This window comes from Mycolicibacterium tusciae, assembly GCF_002086795.1.
In the GTDB taxonomy this organism is placed as follows: Bacteria; Actinomycetota; Actinomycetes; order Mycobacteriales; family Mycobacteriaceae; genus Mycobacterium; species Mycobacterium tusciae.
Genome location: NZ_MVIM01000030.1, coordinates 1 through 16,086 on the forward strand (window position 1 = coordinate 1; position 16,086 = coordinate 16,086).

Consider the following 16,086-nt stretch of genomic DNA (forward strand, 5'->3'; position numbering starts at 1 on the left):
ATCCGCGGCAGCGCGTTCTCGGCCATCGGACGTCACCATAAGAGACCAGGCCTCAACCAATTTTCGTCAGGTCCCGTCGTGGAACTTCGACCGAGTCCAGGGATGAAGCGTCCCACCCGGCTGGTGTATTCCGCGTAATGCAAGCCGTGCGTCCGCCGTAGATAGGGCTCTTCAACTATCCGCACCTGTAGCTCAATGGACGTGGCCAAGGTGGCGAAGGCGAGCAACGCCAACCCATTCGGAGCGAGGAGCGCTACACCGGCTCCGAAGATCAGCATGGCGGTAAAGATGGGGTTTCGAACCAGTTTGAAGACCCCATTGTCGATCAGTCGGGTAGTTTCGCTGGCGTCGACGCCGATGCGCCATGACTCGCCCATCGACTCCTGCGCTAACAGTGTCCCGGCGATGCCCAGGATCGCTGCGAAAGCTCCTAGCGTGTGCACCGCCCAATGATCAAGCCAGGCCACTGGCGACAGCACACCCAACCATTGCAGCAGGGGGGCCAGAGCGCCCAGCAAGATCGCCACCACGAATCCGGCGCCGGCGAGCCACTCCAACGATCCGGGGCGGCCGTGAAAACCCCGCATGCCTGTCGAACCCGTGAGGCGCCATTGGCGATAACTACGCCATCCGAAGCCCGAGACGATGAATATCCCGTAAAGAGCAAGTGCTGCGGTTGCCATATCGCGAGTTCCTCAGTGGTCGAGGCGGCGGTTCTGGAAGCCTGCGCCGGTCGCTGTGGTTCATCAGGCTTTCCGTGCTTCTTTCGTGGCTCCGCGGCCACGCTAAGGATACATAGCGATATGCGCATATGTCTATACTAATATGGGAATGCGCCCGGGCATCGGACTGAGTGGCCTGCAAACGCCAGACCGACGGCGGGCCCACGACTGGCACCACCGTACCGTTCCGACTTTTGCCACTTAGATGACCGAAATCGCTCCGCCATCTCGGTGACTATCATGGAAAAGGCGCCGCTAGAAGCGGTGACGTTCGCCATCCAGTTTGACAATCGACAGCCGCCGCCGCCGCCACCCGCCCCTCCAGGCAGAAATTGGTGTCACGACTGCTGCTGCCGCCGCTGGCTGGCCGCCGCTTTTTTCAGTAATCGCTGCTGCCCCCGCTGTTGTGACAACCTCCACGGCGGCTCCTGTAGATCTCAAGACATGGGCACATGCGCGAACGGTGTCATCGGGTTGGCGTCGCAGGAAGAGAACCCGAAAATTGTGGGCAGAACATCCTCACCATTTCGATCCAGTCCGAGGTGGCACTTTCGCTGATGGGGATTTCACCCGTTTGAACGTATTTGCACGCACTGGTGCCCATATAGACGGCTATTCCGACCATAAGTCCGCGATCTGCATCCGGCACAGAGTCTTCAATTTTGCTACATGCCAACTTCACATAGGCCTCGACGGACCCCGGAATTAATTGTTGGTAGTAATAGTCGAACAAATGATCAATCTCAACAGCTTGAAATCCTGCCGCCTCGGGATATGCGTCCTTGATCCGTTGCGCCTCGCGGCGGGCCTCAGCCAGCTTCGGGTTCGGCCCGCGGAATCCGCAGGTTGTGTCTTGTAGTGACGGCTGTGGCGCCGAACCCGAGGTAGATTCAAGCGGAACCGTCGACGAACCACCGCTACAAGCTCCTGCGGCAACAACTAGAAACAGGGAAGCGGTAGCCACGCGGATAACCGGCCGTCCGTCCATCAAAATGGAGCTTCGTAACTCGTGACGGACACTGCCGATTCCGATGCGGCCCAGCACGTTCACCAACCGGCAGCGCCCGAACGACGTGCCTTTCATGTAAGCCTCCCAGGCAATCGGCGGTCAGGCCACGATACGCCCCCGCTGCATCCGCGGCTGTGCTCGATGATGTGGGTGTGCCGCGGTTGATCGCTCCCGCCATGGCGTCGGGTTCACGGTGGAGGCGGGGCGGTGTGGCGTAACCATCCGCCGTTCGGGGTGAAGCGCAGGACGTCGATGTTCGTGGTGACGATCAGGACATCGATGTCGTCGGGCAGTCGCAGCGCGGCGGCAGGGACTTCGCCCGGCGTCTCCCGCAGGGTGTGGATCAGGCCCGCGGCGGGGCCGTCGAGGCTGGCCATGAGGACCAGGACGTGGATCCCGGCGCGGCCGGCCAGCGACTGTCGGGCGTTCGTGGACTGCTCGGAATCCAGCCAGTCCTGCAGGAAGGCGGTGACGTCGTAGTCGAGGTCGAGAGTGCGCGCTTGCCCGCTGATGGTGCCAGACAGCAGGATCCCCGGCCCCAATGGGCTGTCCGGCACTACAGCGCAATTAGAGTAGAAGCCAAGCGCTTTCGCGTACTTGGGGAAGTTCTCGTGGTCGGCGAGCGAGTTGATGATCCCGCGGGATTCGAGGTCCTCGATCAGCTGGGTCGACGTCGCGATCAACGTCTTCACCTCGGGGGTCTTGGGGTTGCCGCCGTATGCGCCGGCCGCGCGCGAGACGTCCACCGACACCGCCCACAGGTAGCGGAAACTATATTTGGGGATGTACCGCTGCGGCAGTGCCTCGTAGAGGTCGATGAATCGGCGCAACGCTTGGCTGGTCAGTTCCTTGACCTCGACGACGTGGCGCCGTGACCTGAAGTCGGGGATGGCTCCGCCGGCGACCGCCTCGTCCTGGTCGCAGACGCGGGTGAGGTCCGGATCGTCGAGCGCGGTGGAGGCCAACAGCTGTGCCCGCACCTCGCTCGGCTTGAGTCGGCAGCCGCGATGGCCGCACGGGGCGGGCGTGGTGTCGTCGACCTTCTTCACCGCAGCCTCACTCAGTTGCGCATGTTGGCGAAGGGGCGCAACCCGTGGTGGGCGCGGAACCGGGCGATCATCTCGGTCTCCATCGCGGCTGCCTCTTCGTCGTCGGTGACGCGCCAGCCTACGAGGAGGTCGGCGTGGTCAGCGAGTTGCCAGATCCGGCGGCCCCCGGAATGGCCGATCGGCTCGCCGGCACCAAACCGACGGAACTCGTCGAGCCGCTTGTACAGCCCACGCCCTTGGCCGGCTCCGTGATTGGCCTTGCCGATGTAGACCACGCGGGTGCCGGACACCCACAGCTGCTCCAGCTCGGCCACGGGCACGGTGGGGTCCTTGCCCTTGAAGTGTCCTGCCGGCGAGACGTCGAGGAACGTTGGCGGGTCGTCGGTGGGTCGCACTATGACGTACACACCCGGCCCGGTCGGGACGCCGGCGGTGGGCAGCGCGGCGAACGGCACCCACCCAGCGAAGTCGTCGAGGTCAATCGACTCGGTCCTCATCGGCTCACGCGTCCCGCTCCGTGATCTCTATCATTGCGGCGCAACCCGTTCGGGAGCCTTGTTCCGTTCACACCGTGATTATCCTTGGACGGGACGGTTCGATGATGGGATTTCTGACTGTGGACTTAAACGTGCGGTCCTGCACAGCCGTATCGTTCCAATTTCCGCCACTTGGATGAGAAAAACGGCTGCGCCATCTCCGTGAGAAACACGCAAAGGCGCAGCTAGAGGCGTCGACTTTCGCCATCCAGTTTGAGAATCGACAACCTGGCCACCACAGGTGACGGTCGCCAGACGTCTTCCGATCACTTCCCATGTCGGCAGCGCACGTTCGCATTGGAAGTCGGAATCGATTGCGCTTCAGCGTAAGTCTTTGATCATTGCGAGCCCGAGCGGGCCGTTGCCTTGGCCGACGACGCGGAACCCGTTGCGTTCGTAGAGGTGTTTGGCGGGATTGCGGATGTGGACGTTGGTCACATCGCGTTGTGGTCTCTTGCAAGGGTGGTGAAGAGCGCGTCGAGCAGCACGGCACCGATGCCGGCCCCGCGGTACCCTGGTGCCACTGCGATGCACAGTTCGGGCAGGGGCGTCCCCGCGGCGTCGCAGTGCAGTGGTGGGTTGCCGTAGTAGGTCCACACGGCACCGACGGGTGTGCCCGTGTGATCGGCGGCAATAATCGGCGCCACCCCGTCAGGGGGGAGCATCTCCAGCACTTCGTCGTCATCGGGGTGGGGAAGAGGCCTGTCTTCGATGACGCAGGCGTGACGAGCCATCTCGACGATGAAAGAGGCATCTTCCGTCGTCGCCGCACGAAGCACGATTTGCTGAGGTGTCATCGCCGGAAGTGTGGCAGATGGCGTGTGCGCGACACACCTGGTTTTCGCAGCCGCAGCGCTGGCGCCATCCTCGCCACCGAGTTGGCTGCTTGCCGCCTTTGAACCCTGTGCGATCGCACTCCGTGCCAGGCTTCGGTAAGGCGCTACCGCTGGCGGCGGCGAGTTGTGGTCGACAGACGTCTGCCGTCTGCCATCTGGTGGCGCTGCGCACGGCAACCAGTCCACCCGCTGCTGGGTAAGCGGCATCTAGCCAGGTGGCGCGGGCCAGGAAGACAGCGCTTCTGCTGAGCCGCGGGATCAGGCAAAGTGCGGCGGCTCTGTTGCTGGCCGTCAATAGCACATACGATCCCGGTGTGGGCGCATCGAAGGCTGGCGCATCGGTATTGCTGCTTCTGGCAGTGGGACCTCTATTACTGCTTGCTCCTTGGTGGCCCCTACCGTCACTCTTATTGGCTCCGCTGGTTGCCCTCGCGGCGGTCTACTTGGCGTTCATCTTCGCGCTGGGCTGTAAATGGTGGGCCAAGCGCCAACGAGAACAGACAGTGTCAGCATCCGCATCCGCGTCCGAATCGCGTGCGCATTGGCAGGCCGGCCGCTGGGACATCGACCCGCGTCACGCTTACCTAGCCAATGTCGGTGACGCCACCGCTTACGACGTGAGTGTCACGCTGTCCGACAAGGTGGTTTGCACGGCTGAGACAGTTCCGCCGTTCAGCGCCGAGCGGCTGTCTTCGTCGTCGGGACTGCCGTGCTACGTGAACCTTTCTGTCCGTCAGCGATTCGGTGCTTCGCTCGCCATGACGATGGGTCGTCGCGGAAGCGGCAACGCCGTCACGGAAGCGTCCGCGGTTGAGGTGCAGGTCAGATGGCGTGCGGCATCTGGTGAGTGGCACAACCAAAGCGCAGCGATCTGCTAGTGCGGGCCTGCACGGCATCCGTGGGCTGGCGCACCGCTGCGCGAAGTTTGCGATGCAATCGCAGGAATGTGTCGGTGCGGGAGCCGTCAGATAGACAGATCGAGCGCGTCGAATCTGTGGTGAGCCCAGAGTCGGCGCGACGATTCCTCCGGGTAGGGGCGATCGGTCGGGCGCTGTAGATGCGTGTAGTGCGGGTGCCTGACGGCTCACAGGGGGGGGCCACCTGGGCGCACCGTGGCTGGCGAAGTCCCACCCACTCCGTCCGCATGGTGTGTGAGAGCTGCTCGTATTCGTCTGCCGTGCCGGGAAGGGCTGACGGATGGCTGGTGATGTCGTCGCGCGTGAGTGTGCCGAAGACGAGCAGCATGTCCAGGCTGTGACACCTTCGTCGCTGATATGGCTAAGTCTTTTCGGAAGCGAGCCGGGGGACACATCGCCGTGGGTACCTCATGGCGCGGAACTCTTCGCTTGGGACGGCGGAGCCCGCCGGTGAGAGAATGGAGGTCGGCGCGCGATGGCGACCCTGGCGGCGTCCACCCACGCATCGGGGCTCACCGATAATCTGCAGGTGTGCGGATGAGTTCAGCGGACTGCGACCGTGTCTTTGAGGCGGTTGCCGCCGAGCGCCGCGAGATCGCCGCATTGGTTGAGAGTCTGGACGCCGGGCAGCTGGCCATACCTAGCCTTTGCGCGGGCTGGGATGTCAAAACTGTTGCAGCACACCTGGTCAGTGACTTTGCTGACGGATTTTGGGGCTTCCTGGCCAGCGGTGTACGACATCGCAGCGGAGATCGCGGGATTGATGCCCTCGCCCGACGCCGCGCAATGGCATCTGCGGCCGATATCGCGGACGCTCTTCGCTGTGGTGCCGATTATCGGCTTAGCCCACCGATCACCGGTCCGGTAGCTGGCTTGACCGATGTGTTGGTCCACGGTTGCGATATGCGGATCCCGCTGGCCGTTGTGCACCGCCCAAACCCAGAACTTGTCGCGCTAGTGCTCGATTTCCTCACTGGCCGAACCCAACTCGGGTTCTTCCCGCGCGGAAGACTACGCGGTATCGCACTCTTTGATGAAGACACGGGGCGAGAGTGGGGGACCGGTGACGCGCTTGTCGGGTCCGCAGAGGCATTGATGCTGGCTGCCTGCGGACGTACCGTCGCGCTCGATCACCTCGCTGGCCCCGCAGTACCCGTATTGCGCGCCAGGCTTCGGTAAACGCCCTCGTCAGGCCCGGCGATGAGATGGGCACCGTACTAATGGCGACCACCGGAAGTGACGTGGGAGTCTATGCGTATGGCTGGCGGGAACCTCATGCACTGGGTACAGCAGCTCGACGAGCTCGAACAGGTCGTCAAGAACTTGGCCGACGCGATGCGGCTTCACCCGCGGCAGGATGAGTGGATCGCCGGTGACCCGTCACAGGCGTTGCGGGAAACCACGCCGGGGGACTATCTGCGTGACCTCCCCCGTCTGAACACCGCCGACGACCCGGAGCTGCAACGAGCATCGTTGGCACTCGCACTCGCCATCCGTGCCGTCACCGGTCGTCGGCAGCGCTGGACGGCACGAGAACTCGTGCCGGCCCTCGATGCGATCTGCGCCGGGATCGCGCCGATGCGTGCGGCCCTCACCGCACCGGCGGCCACGCCGGCGACGTTGGAATCCATTGTTGCGGAACTGCGCAGTGAGTTCACGCTGTCCTTGGCGGTGATGCTCAGCGGGCAGTACGCCGTGGTCACCAAGCTCTACGAGTGGTACTCCGCGGCGTCTGGTGTTCCTGGAGACGCCTACCTCGATGTCCGACGATTCGAGATCGTCGACCAGGCCGGGCCAGGCTGCATCCCCATGCGCGATCTCGAAATTGCCACGCACGGCGGGGTCACGATGCTGACACCGCAGACCGGGTTCGTGAGCTTCGACCGGTTCTCGCCAGTCCAGCAGCTGCTCTACGGCCAGTGGTTCGCCTACATGCACTCGCTGTGGGATGAGCAATACCGTGGGCGCGTGGCCGCCGCGCACGGCACCGCACCGGATGGCAGTCCCTGGGACTCGCGAGACATCCGCGTGCCGATCTTCGGAGACATCCGCCGAATCCGCAACGACTACATCCACAACAAGGGAATCGTCGACGAAGCGAGCGAGACAGAAGTCCTTACATGGTTCACCGAGGGCAAGGCCGCGGCGATCACGCCCGAACAGATGATGTCGTTGCTCACCATGTTCCCTGAATCAGACCTACTCGAGAAACCCACGCCAGCAGCGAAGCACAGTCGCAAACCCTTACCTTGGAGCGCCGAACCGAACGTCATCGAACAGGTGCAGCAACGAGCACGCCAACTCGGGCTCAATCGGAAGGCCCGCAAGGACATCGGCGCCGCGGCACTGGATCTGTGGCTGGCGGCCAACCCAGTTCCCACAGCTGACGACTGAGACCACGACCCGTATCTCGACTTTTCAGAGCCAAACGAACCCGCATGCCGCGCCATCACGGCCGGGGGCCGGCCTGCGGCGGTGCTTGAGAACCCGCCGCACACGCGGCCAGGGGAGGACGCGATGCATGGTCCTGCATCACCGTACCGTTCCAACTTCTGCCACTTGGATGAGAAAAATGACTGTGCCATCGCAATGAGAAACCTGTGTAGGCGCAGCTAGAGTCAGTGGCATGTGCCGTCCAGTCTGAGAATCGACACCTGCCCGCAGATGTGTCGATTGTCAAAGTGGATTTCATTTCGTCATTTGACATGACGCAAGTGTCACTTAGATGACGAAACCTTAGCCGCCCTCCGTATCGCCCTAGGGTAGCTGTGGAGGCGTCACTTCGTGATTGGCGTTGATTTGGCCGCCACTTGTCTCCGTCGTCTATTGATGGATCAGGCGCGTAAGCGGGGCTGTCGGCGGCGGCTGTAGGTTCTCATGCCTGATGTCATCTTCGCATCCGCAAAGTCATGTGGATGCCATTTCTCGAACCAGCTCGCATCGACCCCCGCGCCGGCTACCGGTTCTCGCCAAAGAGGGCGTATCGACAAAGTGTACTATGTAGTACAGTATGCAACTGCCGAACTCGGGCTGACTTTGACCAATCGGCGACACGAAGTCGCCGAAACGATGTACTGAGCAGCCGGCCACCACTGATTTGGATACGTACCTGTCCGCCCATTTCGCCTGGGGCACAGCAAGGAAGGTTCCCCACATCGTCTCGTTGACTGCGGTAGCGATCGTCTCAGTCGTCGCCTTGCTTGCGCCGCTCAGCGTGAGGGTGTTCCGGCTCGCCGTGCCGGCGATCGTGCTCGAAATTCTTCTCGGCGTCATCCTGGGGCCACAGGTACTCGGCTGGTTGCACATGGACGCTGCGCTGCAGGTGATGTCGACGATTGGCCTGAGTTTCCTGCTGTTGCTCGCTGGGCTGGAAATCGACGTACGTCTTTTGCGAGGGGCGCTGCTGCGCCGCGCTGCCGGGGCGTTCGCGGTGTCGTTCGCTCTTGCGGTGGGAGTGGGTGTCAGCCTCGGGATGTTGGGCCTCGCTCGATCACCGGTGCTGATGGCCCTGATCCTCTCGGCAACCGGGCTCGGCATCATACTTCCGGTCCTCAAGGACGCGGGGATCGTGGAAACCCGAGCGGGGCAAGTCATCGTGGCTGGTGCATCGATTGCCGAGGTCGTACCCATAGTGCTTCTTTCCCTGTTGTTTTCCGAAGACACATCAGTCGGGCTCGGGGCCAGGTTGACGCTGCTGGCGGCGTTTCTCGGCTTCACGGGTGTCGTCATCACGGTCGTTCTCGGCCTGGAGCGTGCCCGTACCTTGTGCAAGACGATGCTCGACCTGCAGGACACCACCGCCGAGATTCGAGTCCGCGGAACGATGGCCCTACTCTTGGTATTTGCTTCTCTCGCGACAGCGTTCGGACTCGAGTCGATCCTGGGAGCGTTCCTCGCCGGGACGGCTCTGACGCTCCTCGACCGCGATGACGACATGACCCACACCCAGTTCTATACCAAGCTGCATGCGGTCGGATTCGGTGTATTCATCCCGTTCTTCTTCGTCGCAACCGGGGTGTCACTCGACATTCGCGCACTTGTCGACCACGCCTCCTCCTTGGCCAAGATCCCTGTCTTCCTTGCTGCCCTCCTGATCGTGCGAGCGTTGCCGGCCATCGTCTACCGTCCGTTACTCGCCGGTGGCCGCGACGTTCTGGCCGCGGGCCTACTGCAGGCCACGTCGCTGAGCATTCCGGTGGTGGCCGGGGGCATCGGCGTGGAGCTGGGCCTGCTGGAACCGGCCAATTACGCCGCGCTGGTCGCCGCCGGCTTGTTGTCAGTCATCGTGTTTCCCCGACTGGCTGTCTTCCTACTGGCGCGGGGCGCTGAAGCATCCGCTCCGGGCGTGCGCGCAGACGGCAGCCTCAGTGGCGATGACCGACCGCGTCCTGGCCCGTGAAGACTGTCCGGACGACTTCGAACTTGGGTCGGCCGAGCGCGGAATGACCACACTCACGGCGGCGTCGCAGGTCGCGACCACGGCAGCGATTCTCGCCTATCTCATGTGGAGCAACGTCGGTCCGCAGCGAGCCAGAGGGCGTTCCGGAAGACCGGTCCGGGCCGCGGTCGCCTTCGCCGTCTTCGTGGGCTGCAATGCGTCGATTCAAAACGGGAACACCCGCATCTTGCTGGTGCTGGTGCTGTGCGCTCCCATCGCAGTGGTGGTGAGGCACCTCCGCAGGGAAACCCTATGCGGTCATGGATCGGGTTGCGGCCGGTCGTGATCCTGGTCGGGCGTGGTCGTCCATCCGCGGAAGGTGTCGAGGAGGCGCTCGCGGAAGCCCTCGTCGAGTTGATCGGACGGAACCCGCCCCAAGGTGCTGATCGTCGACCGGAACTGATCGAGGTAGTTGACGCAGCCATCACATTCCAGCAGGTGTGCGTCGAACCTGGCTCGGACGTCGGGATCGAGCGCACCGTCGAGGTAGTCGGTCACCAGTTCCACGAGTTGCTCGCAGATGATCTCGTCGGCGTTCATGCGGTCGTCCCAAGGTAGTTTTCCAGCTCTTGGCGAACCACGGCTCTGCCGCGATGTAGTAGCACCCGCTGGTTGGCCGCGCTGATGTCCAACAATTGGCATACCTCCTGGGAACTGAACCCCTGTACGTCACGCAGAGTGACCACCTCACGTTGGCGCGCCGGCAAGCGCTGCAGTCCCGCGGTGGCGACCTGTGTGAGTTCCCCGCTGAGCAGCGACCCCTCGGGCGTGTCCGGGAACGGGGCGGGTGGTTCCTTCCAATGACCGGGCAGGGGATCGCCCGCGTCGCGGAACCGGTCCGGATCGACGGTGCCGCCGGTCATGACGCGCACGGCGGTGTCGGTGTATCGGCGTTCAGCGAGGCCGTGTTTCTTGGCGACGTTGATCAAGATGGTGAAGATCCACGTCCGTAGTGAGGCCCGACCCTCGAACTTGTCGATGCCCTTGAAGATCGCGATCCACGTCTCCTGCACAACGTCCTCGGCGAGCTCGTTGCTGGACACGTATCCGCGCGCCACTCGTTGCATCGAGGGCCCGTAAAGGTCGAGGAGCTTGCTGAACGCCTCCGGATCACCATTGCGCAGTCGGTCGGCCAGCGCCGCGGTGCCCACCGGTTCCAGCATGTCGGAATCCCCTCGTCGGCCGTGCGTGAGCGATCGCTACCCGGCCGCCGCGCCATAAGCGCCGAAGTCACCAGTGAATAGCACAGTAGATGGCTCGTGCGGATTGTGTCCGGTATCTGCTCCTGGCTGGGCAACGGAGGGTGACGAGGGGACGTGCCGGGTAGATCGGTCTCGACGCCGTGGTGGTGCGAGGTCCGATGCGAACTGTACCGGGAGGTACACCTGACTGCGTAGAGGTCGCAGTCTTGGCGACTGACCGAGAAGCTATCGTGGACTGATGGCAGCAACGCGGGCGCCCGAGAAGGCGGCAACGGGCGAGAGCCCAAGGCCGTCTTTGTCCCCGCGGGGGCTGCGCAGCCGTGCAGCGATTGTCGACGCGGCTGCGACCATGATGCGTCAAAGTGGCGTGGCGTCGACCAGCCTCGATGACGTGCTGGCGGCCGCGGGCTGCGGCAAGTCGCAGCTGTACCACTACTTCGACGACAGGGCCGACCTCATTCGGGCGGTCATCGACCGTCAGGTCGAACTCATCTTGGCGGCGCAACCAGCGATACACCACGCCGACTCCTGGGCGGGCCTGAAGCGGTGGTCTGAGCAGGTGATGGAGAGCCATCGTGTCCTGGATGGGCCGTTCGCGTGCCCGCTCGGATCGATGGCCGCCGAACTGAAGAACGATCCCGCTTATCTTCCACATTTGGACGCCGCCTTCCGGCGCTGGGAGGAGCCGCTGGCACGCGGCTTGGAAGTCATGCGCGAGCGAGGTCAGCTCACACGGCAGTCAGATCCCGATAGATTGGCCCAATCGATCGTCGCGGCCGTGCAGGGTGGGTTGATGATGGCCCAAATCCACGACGATGGCACGGTTTTCGAGGATGCGGTGGAGAACGCGCTGCTGTCTCTGCGTCGCAGGGCAACACCGCGGCGACGGACGGTCGCGGCGAAGAGCTGACCGAGTCGGGTCGTGGGCACGTTGACCAGATCCTGGCTCAGACCTGGTAACGCCGCAGCGCCGCCACCGCGTCTTCGAGCACGTCGCGCATGATCTCGATCCGGCCGTGGACAGAGGCGAGGAGGTATCCGCCTTGCAGAGCCGCGAGAAGGCTGGCGGCAAGGCGGTCTGGATTGGCGTCGGAATCCATCTCGCCGCAAGTCTGAATCCGGCGTAAGCCTGCGGCCAGATGTCCCTCCCAAGTGCGGAAAGCAGCATCCAACGCAGGTTGGTACTCCGGAGAGTTTCTCAGTTCCGCAGCCAAGGTCCCGAGGGGACAGGCGAACGGGCCATCCTCGGCCGGTTGGGCGTCCACCACGCGCGTCACCCACGTATCGAGTCCGTCCCATGAATTGATCTCCGCGGCGGCAACTTGGCCGTCGAGTAAGGCCGCCAGTTCCCGGTCTATGACCGCTCGGACCAGTTCAGTTTTATCGCGAAAATGGCGATCAAGCTCTCGGACCTCTGCGCCAGATGCGTGGGAGACATCACCGATCGACGTAGCGGCGACGCCGCGGTGGTACATCATCGAGGCGGCAGCATTGACGATCGCCGCACGTGCATGCCGGTGATGTTGTGTGCCCGAAGTGTTGCAGACAGTCCCCGGGGTCGAGCATTCGTTCATCAGAACTCTCCAATCGTCTTTCGTTTGGAACCTCGCCACCCCACGGCACTGTGACTGGTTGGCGTTCGGTCGTAATGCCACAGGCGCCTTCTCGGCGGCTGTATGACTGCTATCCCACAGCCCGGGGCAGTGATGTCCGCGTGACATCTGTTGTACTCACCGGTACAGTTTCATCGCACTGGTGGCGGTTGAGTCTTGCTCCTTCGAGTGGGTCGCCCGATCAGTCCGGCTCGGCTGCATGGGCGCCGCGCGATGATCAGACGTAGGGGAGTGTCGGTGTGGGTAGCTTCCGTTACACGTCGGGTCGGAATGCATCCCCAGCTCCCAAAAGTCGATCGGTCGACGCCGTCGTGTAACGCCACGCCCGACCGGAAGCACTCATGATCTGGAGACGGCCTACTCAACGATAGAAGGAAGGCCAATGTCATTGGAAAATGCCATATCTCGCCTGTATTGTTCACCCATCGCCTCTCGGGTGGCCCCGGCCGGGGAAGTTGCGGTGCGGTACGCACTCGTGTTCGTCATCGCGTGGATCGGCGCACTGAAGTTCACCACCTATGAGGCCAATGCCATCCAACCGCTGGTCGCGAGCAGCCCCCTGATGAGCTGGGTGTACGACATCTTCTCGGTGACGACCTTCTCGGCAGTGCTGGGTGTCGTCGAACTGGCGACTGCCGCGCTTATTGCCGTTAAGCCATGGGCGCCCAGGGCATCCATTGTGGGCAGTGTGATGGCAATCGGGATGTTCGTCGTAACGCTCAGCTTCATGTTCACCACTCCCGGAGTGATGGCGCTCGAAGCCGGCGGGTTCCCGGTGCTGTCCATGGTGGGCAACTTCTTGGTGAAGGACGTCGTCCTCCTCGCAGTGGCGCTGTGGACTCTCGGTGACGCCGTGCGGACGCTGCGCGCGGAACCGCTGGGTCAATGACAGTCCGCCGCGTTCTGACCCAAGGCCTTCTGTCTGGTCGCCATCCCGGGGACAAACTGTTCTGTGTAGTACATTTCACTCGCAATCGTCCTCAGCCGAGGGAGGCACATGAGCACCTCAGCCCGAACGGTCTTCCGCGGCAGTAGCGGCGAATTGACCGGCAAGTTGGAGATGCCGATCGGCGATCCGAAAGCCTGGGCGCTGTTCGCGCACTGCTTCACCTGCGGCAAGGATAACGCTGCAGCAGGCCGGATCTCGCGTGCCTTGGCGGCGCAGGGGATCGCGGTACTGCGGTTCGACTTCACCGGCCTGGGGGAGTCCGAGGGTGAGTTCGCCGCGACCGGCTTCAGTTCCAACGTCGAAGATTTGGTGCATGCCGCAGACCATCTCCGCGACCAATTCAGTGCCCCAGCCGTGCTGATCGGGCATTCGCTGGGCGGGGCGGCAGTCTTGGCAGCCGCATCTCGAATTCCCGAGGTTCGCGCGGTCGTCACCATCGGTGCACCGGCTGACCCCTTCCACGTCGTCGGATTGCTGGGCGACGCGCTACCCGGCGTCGAAGCGGGCGAGGCCACGGTATCGATCGGGGGTCGACCGTTTCGGGTGCGTCGCGAATTTCTCGACGACATCGCGATGCAACCGCAGTGCGAGCGCATCGCCGCCCTCGACACTGCGCTACTCGTCATGCATTCCCCGCTCGACGAGGTGGTGTCGGTGAACAACGCGCGGATCATCTTCGACACCGCGCGGCACCCGAAATCGTTCATCACTCTCGACGGCGCCGACCACCTTCTCAGCAATCGGGCCGACGCGGGGTACACGGCGAGCGTCCTTGCCGCTTGGCTGAGTAGGTACGTGGCGGCACCTACGGCGACCCGCGACCTGAACACCGATGACTTGGCCGACGGTGCCGTGCGGGTCGCCGAAAGCGGACCCGGCAGACTCACCCAGCAGATCGGTACGCGCCGGCATCGACTGACCGCGGACGAACCCCGACCCATCGGCGATGACGCCGGCCCAACACCGTACGACCTTCTCCTGGCCGCGCTCGGCGCCTGCACGTCGATGACGGTGCGGATGTACGCCGATCGGAAGCAGTGGCCGCTCGAACGCATCGTCGTCGATTCGCGCCACTCCCGCGTCCACGCCAAGGATTGCGCCGAATGTGAGACCGCCACGGGGATGGTCGACCGGATCGAACGCGACATCACCCTCATCGGCCCGCTCGACGGCGACCAACGTGCCAAGCTGCTCGACATCGCCGACCGGTGCCCGGTGCATCGCACCCTTCGCTCCGAAGTGTCCATTCATACCGCTGACGCACGAGCCGACCGAGACAGAGGCTGACATGACTGAAGATTCAGAATTCGACGTAGTCGTGATCGGTGGCGGGCCTGGCGGCGCGTCAGCGGCGCAATACCTCATCGCCGAAGGGCTCGAGGTGGCCCTGGTGGAGGAGCGCCTCATCGGCGGTGAATGCCACTACTGGGCATGTAATCCGACCAAGACGCTACTGCGCCCGATCGAAGTACTGGCCCTGGCGAAGGCCGTCCCCGGCGTCCGGGAAGCTGTGGGGTCGGGGCAGCTCGACGTCGCTGCCGTCTTCGCCAAACGCGACGCCATCGTCGATCATCTCAACGATGAGGGTGTCACCGCCGCTCTGCAGCAAAGCGGCCTCACGGTGTTGCACGCCCACGGCCGGCTCGCAGGCCCCCGCGTGGTCACCGTCACCCACCCCGGCGGCCGCGAGGAGACTGTCCGCGCGCGGCAGGCGGTCGTGCTCGCCACCGGTACCCGCCCCGCCATCCCCGACGTACCAGGGCTGGCCGACGCGCGCCCCTGGACCAACCGCGACCTGGCGGCCATGACGCACGTACCGCCACGGACCCTGATCATCGGCGGCGGCGTCGTCGCCGTCGAGTTCGCCACCATCCTGGCCGGTCTGGGCTCCAAGGTGACGCTGCTCGCGCGGGGCCGGACCCTGCTGCGCAACTCCGAGACCGTCGCCAGCGAGATGGTCACCGAGTCGTTGCGACGCAACGGAGTTGACCTTCGCTTTGAAGCTCACCCATCCGGAGTGGTCCGATCCGTCGCGGGCGGCACGGTCTCCGCCACCGTCGGGGACGAGACCATCGAGATCGACGAGGTCGTCGTCGCCGCAGGACGGGTGGTCAACACCGATTCCCTCGGCTTGGAATCCGTGGGGCTGCGTAGCGGAGAGTTCGTGCCCGTCGACGACCATCTGCAGGCACTCGGAGTCGACGGCACCTGGCTGTACGCGATGGGTGACACCACCGGACGCGCGCTCTTATCGCACCTGTCGCAATACCACGCAGTCGTCGTCGCCGATATCATCGCCGCCCGCGCACAAGGCCGTCGGCTCGGCGCCGATGAACTCATCGCCCGCGACCCACACAACCTGCCCCAGGTCATCTACACCGACCCCCAGGTCGTCGAGGTGGGACGAACCGAAAGTCAGGCGCGCGCCGACGGATTCACGGTCACGACGACCACCGCGCGGTACCCGGAGTCCGTGCCCGACCTCGCCATCTTCCGCGACGGCTTCGACGCCTGGGCGAAACTGGTCATCGACGCCGACACGGACACCCTGCTCGGCGCGACGTTCGTCGGACCCGAGTTCGCCGAACTCGCCCAAGCGGCCACCCTCGCCATCGTCGCCAAGGTACCAGTCGAGACACTCCGCCACGTCGTGGCACCGCACCCGTCGATCAACCAGATCTGGAACCCGCTCCTCGCCCGACGAAGGGGTCATTCAGGTGGCCCGACCAGCTGACCCTGAAAGGGAGAGCCGCTGTCGAGACTGGATTTTGGAATACACCGTACTCAGTGTCAGCGCACACAGAGACGCGCGTGA

At 63.8% G+C, this 16,086-nt stretch carries 16 protein-coding genes; 8 read left to right on the forward strand and 8 right to left on the reverse strand.

All coding sequences use genetic code 11. The features are described 5' to 3' along the window. Positions 1–32: 32 nt before the first annotated feature. The 5 genes from BST47_RS28975 to BST47_RS28990 all read right to left on the reverse strand — a co-directional run bounded on the left by BST47_RS28975 (position 33) and on the right by BST47_RS28990 (position 4,113). Positions 33–683 carry a methyltransferase family protein gene (locus BST47_RS28975; RefSeq protein WP_046190096.1) on the reverse strand — a complete coding sequence of 217 codons (651 nt, stop codon included), beginning with the start codon at positions 681–683 and terminating at the stop codon, positions 33–35. A 505-nt stretch (positions 684–1,188) separates the two neighbouring features. Continuing rightward, positions 1,189–1,806, reverse strand: a complete 618-nt coding sequence (locus tag BST47_RS30545; RefSeq protein WP_057970367.1) for a hypothetical protein — start codon at positions 1,804–1,806, stop codon at positions 1,189–1,191. 113 nt (positions 1,807–1,919) lie between these two features. Beyond that, on the reverse strand, positions 1,920–2,780 hold the full coding sequence (locus BST47_RS28980; RefSeq protein ID WP_046190095.1) for a hypothetical protein: 861 nt from the start codon (positions 2,778–2,780) through the stop codon (positions 1,920–1,922). A gap of 11 nt (positions 2,781–2,791) precedes the next feature. Next, the gene (locus BST47_RS28985; protein WP_046190094.1) at positions 2,792–3,277 is read right to left on the reverse strand and encodes a hypothetical protein; all 486 of its coding nucleotides are present in this window, start codon (positions 3,275–3,277) and stop codon (positions 2,792–2,794) included. Positions 3,278–3,750: 473 nt separating this feature from the next. Continuing rightward, the gene (locus tag BST47_RS28990; protein WP_046190093.1) at positions 3,751–4,113 is read right to left on the reverse strand and encodes a GNAT family N-acetyltransferase; all 363 of its coding nucleotides are present in this window, start codon (positions 4,111–4,113) and stop codon (positions 3,751–3,753) included. A gap of 353 nt (positions 4,114–4,466) precedes the next feature. Between BST47_RS28990 and BST47_RS28995 the strand changes: the two genes are divergently transcribed. The 4 genes from BST47_RS28995 (at position 4,467) to BST47_RS29010 (ending at position 9,468) form a co-directional block, all read left to right on the forward strand. Continuing rightward, positions 4,467–5,030 carry a hypothetical protein gene (locus BST47_RS28995; protein ID WP_131701219.1) on the forward strand — a complete coding sequence of 188 codons (564 nt, stop codon included), beginning with the start codon at positions 4,467–4,469 and terminating at the stop codon, positions 5,028–5,030. A gap of 576 nt (positions 5,031–5,606) precedes the next feature. Then, complete coding sequence (locus BST47_RS29000; RefSeq protein WP_174561140.1) at positions 5,607–6,248, forward strand: maleylpyruvate isomerase family mycothiol-dependent enzyme; 642 nt, start codon at positions 5,607–5,609, stop codon at positions 6,246–6,248. A gap of 78 nt (positions 6,249–6,326) precedes the next feature. Further along, positions 6,327–7,463, forward strand: coding sequence for a hypothetical protein (locus tag BST47_RS29005; protein ID WP_083129230.1), 1,137 nt, complete (start codon positions 6,327–6,329; stop codon positions 7,461–7,463). A gap of 769 nt (positions 7,464–8,232) precedes the next feature. Beyond that, positions 8,233–9,468, forward strand: a complete 1,236-nt coding sequence (locus BST47_RS29010) for a cation:proton antiporter (protein ID WP_198528447.1) — start codon at positions 8,233–8,235, stop codon at positions 9,466–9,468. Between the two features lie 297 nt (positions 9,469–9,765). On the opposite strand, the gene BST47_RS29020 is transcribed toward BST47_RS29010, so the two are convergent. Together BST47_RS29020 and BST47_RS29025 are read right to left on the reverse strand one after the other, a co-directional pair. Continuing rightward, positions 9,766–10,047 (reverse strand): anti-sigma factor family protein, encoded by a 282-nt coding sequence (locus tag BST47_RS29020; protein WP_170924377.1) that lies wholly within the window; start codon positions 10,045–10,047, stop codon positions 9,766–9,768. Beyond that, positions 10,044–10,670, reverse strand: coding sequence for an RNA polymerase sigma factor (locus BST47_RS29025; RefSeq protein ID WP_046190089.1), 627 nt, complete (start codon positions 10,668–10,670; stop codon positions 10,044–10,046). The genes BST47_RS29020 and BST47_RS29025 overlap by 4 nt, the downstream gene beginning before the upstream one ends. A 277-nt stretch (positions 10,671–10,947) precedes the next feature. Here BST47_RS29025 and BST47_RS29030 point away from each other — a divergent pair, with 277 nt between their 5' ends. Then, positions 10,948–11,619 carry a TetR/AcrR family transcriptional regulator gene (locus BST47_RS29030; RefSeq protein WP_046190088.1) on the forward strand — a complete coding sequence of 224 codons (672 nt, stop codon included), beginning with the start codon at positions 10,948–10,950 and terminating at the stop codon, positions 11,617–11,619. Positions 11,620–11,656: 37 nt separating this feature from the next. Here BST47_RS29030 and BST47_RS29035 read toward each other — a convergent pair whose 3' ends face one another. Then, positions 11,657–12,283, reverse strand: coding sequence for a TetR/AcrR family transcriptional regulator (locus BST47_RS29035; protein ID WP_074324031.1), 627 nt, complete (start codon positions 12,281–12,283; stop codon positions 11,657–11,659). Between the two features lie 499 nt (positions 12,284–12,782). Here BST47_RS29035 and BST47_RS29040 point away from each other — a divergent pair, with 499 nt between their 5' ends. The 3 genes from BST47_RS29040 to BST47_RS29050 all read left to right on the forward strand — a co-directional run bounded on the left by BST47_RS29040 (position 12,783) and on the right by BST47_RS29050 (position 16,005). After that, the gene (locus BST47_RS29040) at positions 12,783–13,211 is read left to right on the forward strand and encodes a YkgB family protein (protein ID WP_234808431.1); all 429 of its coding nucleotides are present in this window, start codon (positions 12,783–12,785) and stop codon (positions 13,209–13,211) included. Between the two features lie 108 nt (positions 13,212–13,319). Beyond that, positions 13,320–14,558: a bifunctional alpha/beta hydrolase/OsmC family protein gene (locus BST47_RS29045; protein ID WP_046190086.1), complete on the forward strand. Its 1,239-nt coding sequence runs from the start codon at positions 13,320–13,322 to the stop codon at positions 14,556–14,558. A 1-nt stretch (position 14,559) separates the two neighbouring features. Then, positions 14,560–16,005 carry a dihydrolipoyl dehydrogenase family protein gene (locus BST47_RS29050; RefSeq protein ID WP_033717463.1) on the forward strand — a complete coding sequence of 482 codons (1,446 nt, stop codon included), beginning with the start codon at positions 14,560–14,562 and terminating at the stop codon, positions 16,003–16,005. The last annotated feature ends 81 nt before the right edge of the window (positions 16,006–16,086 follow it).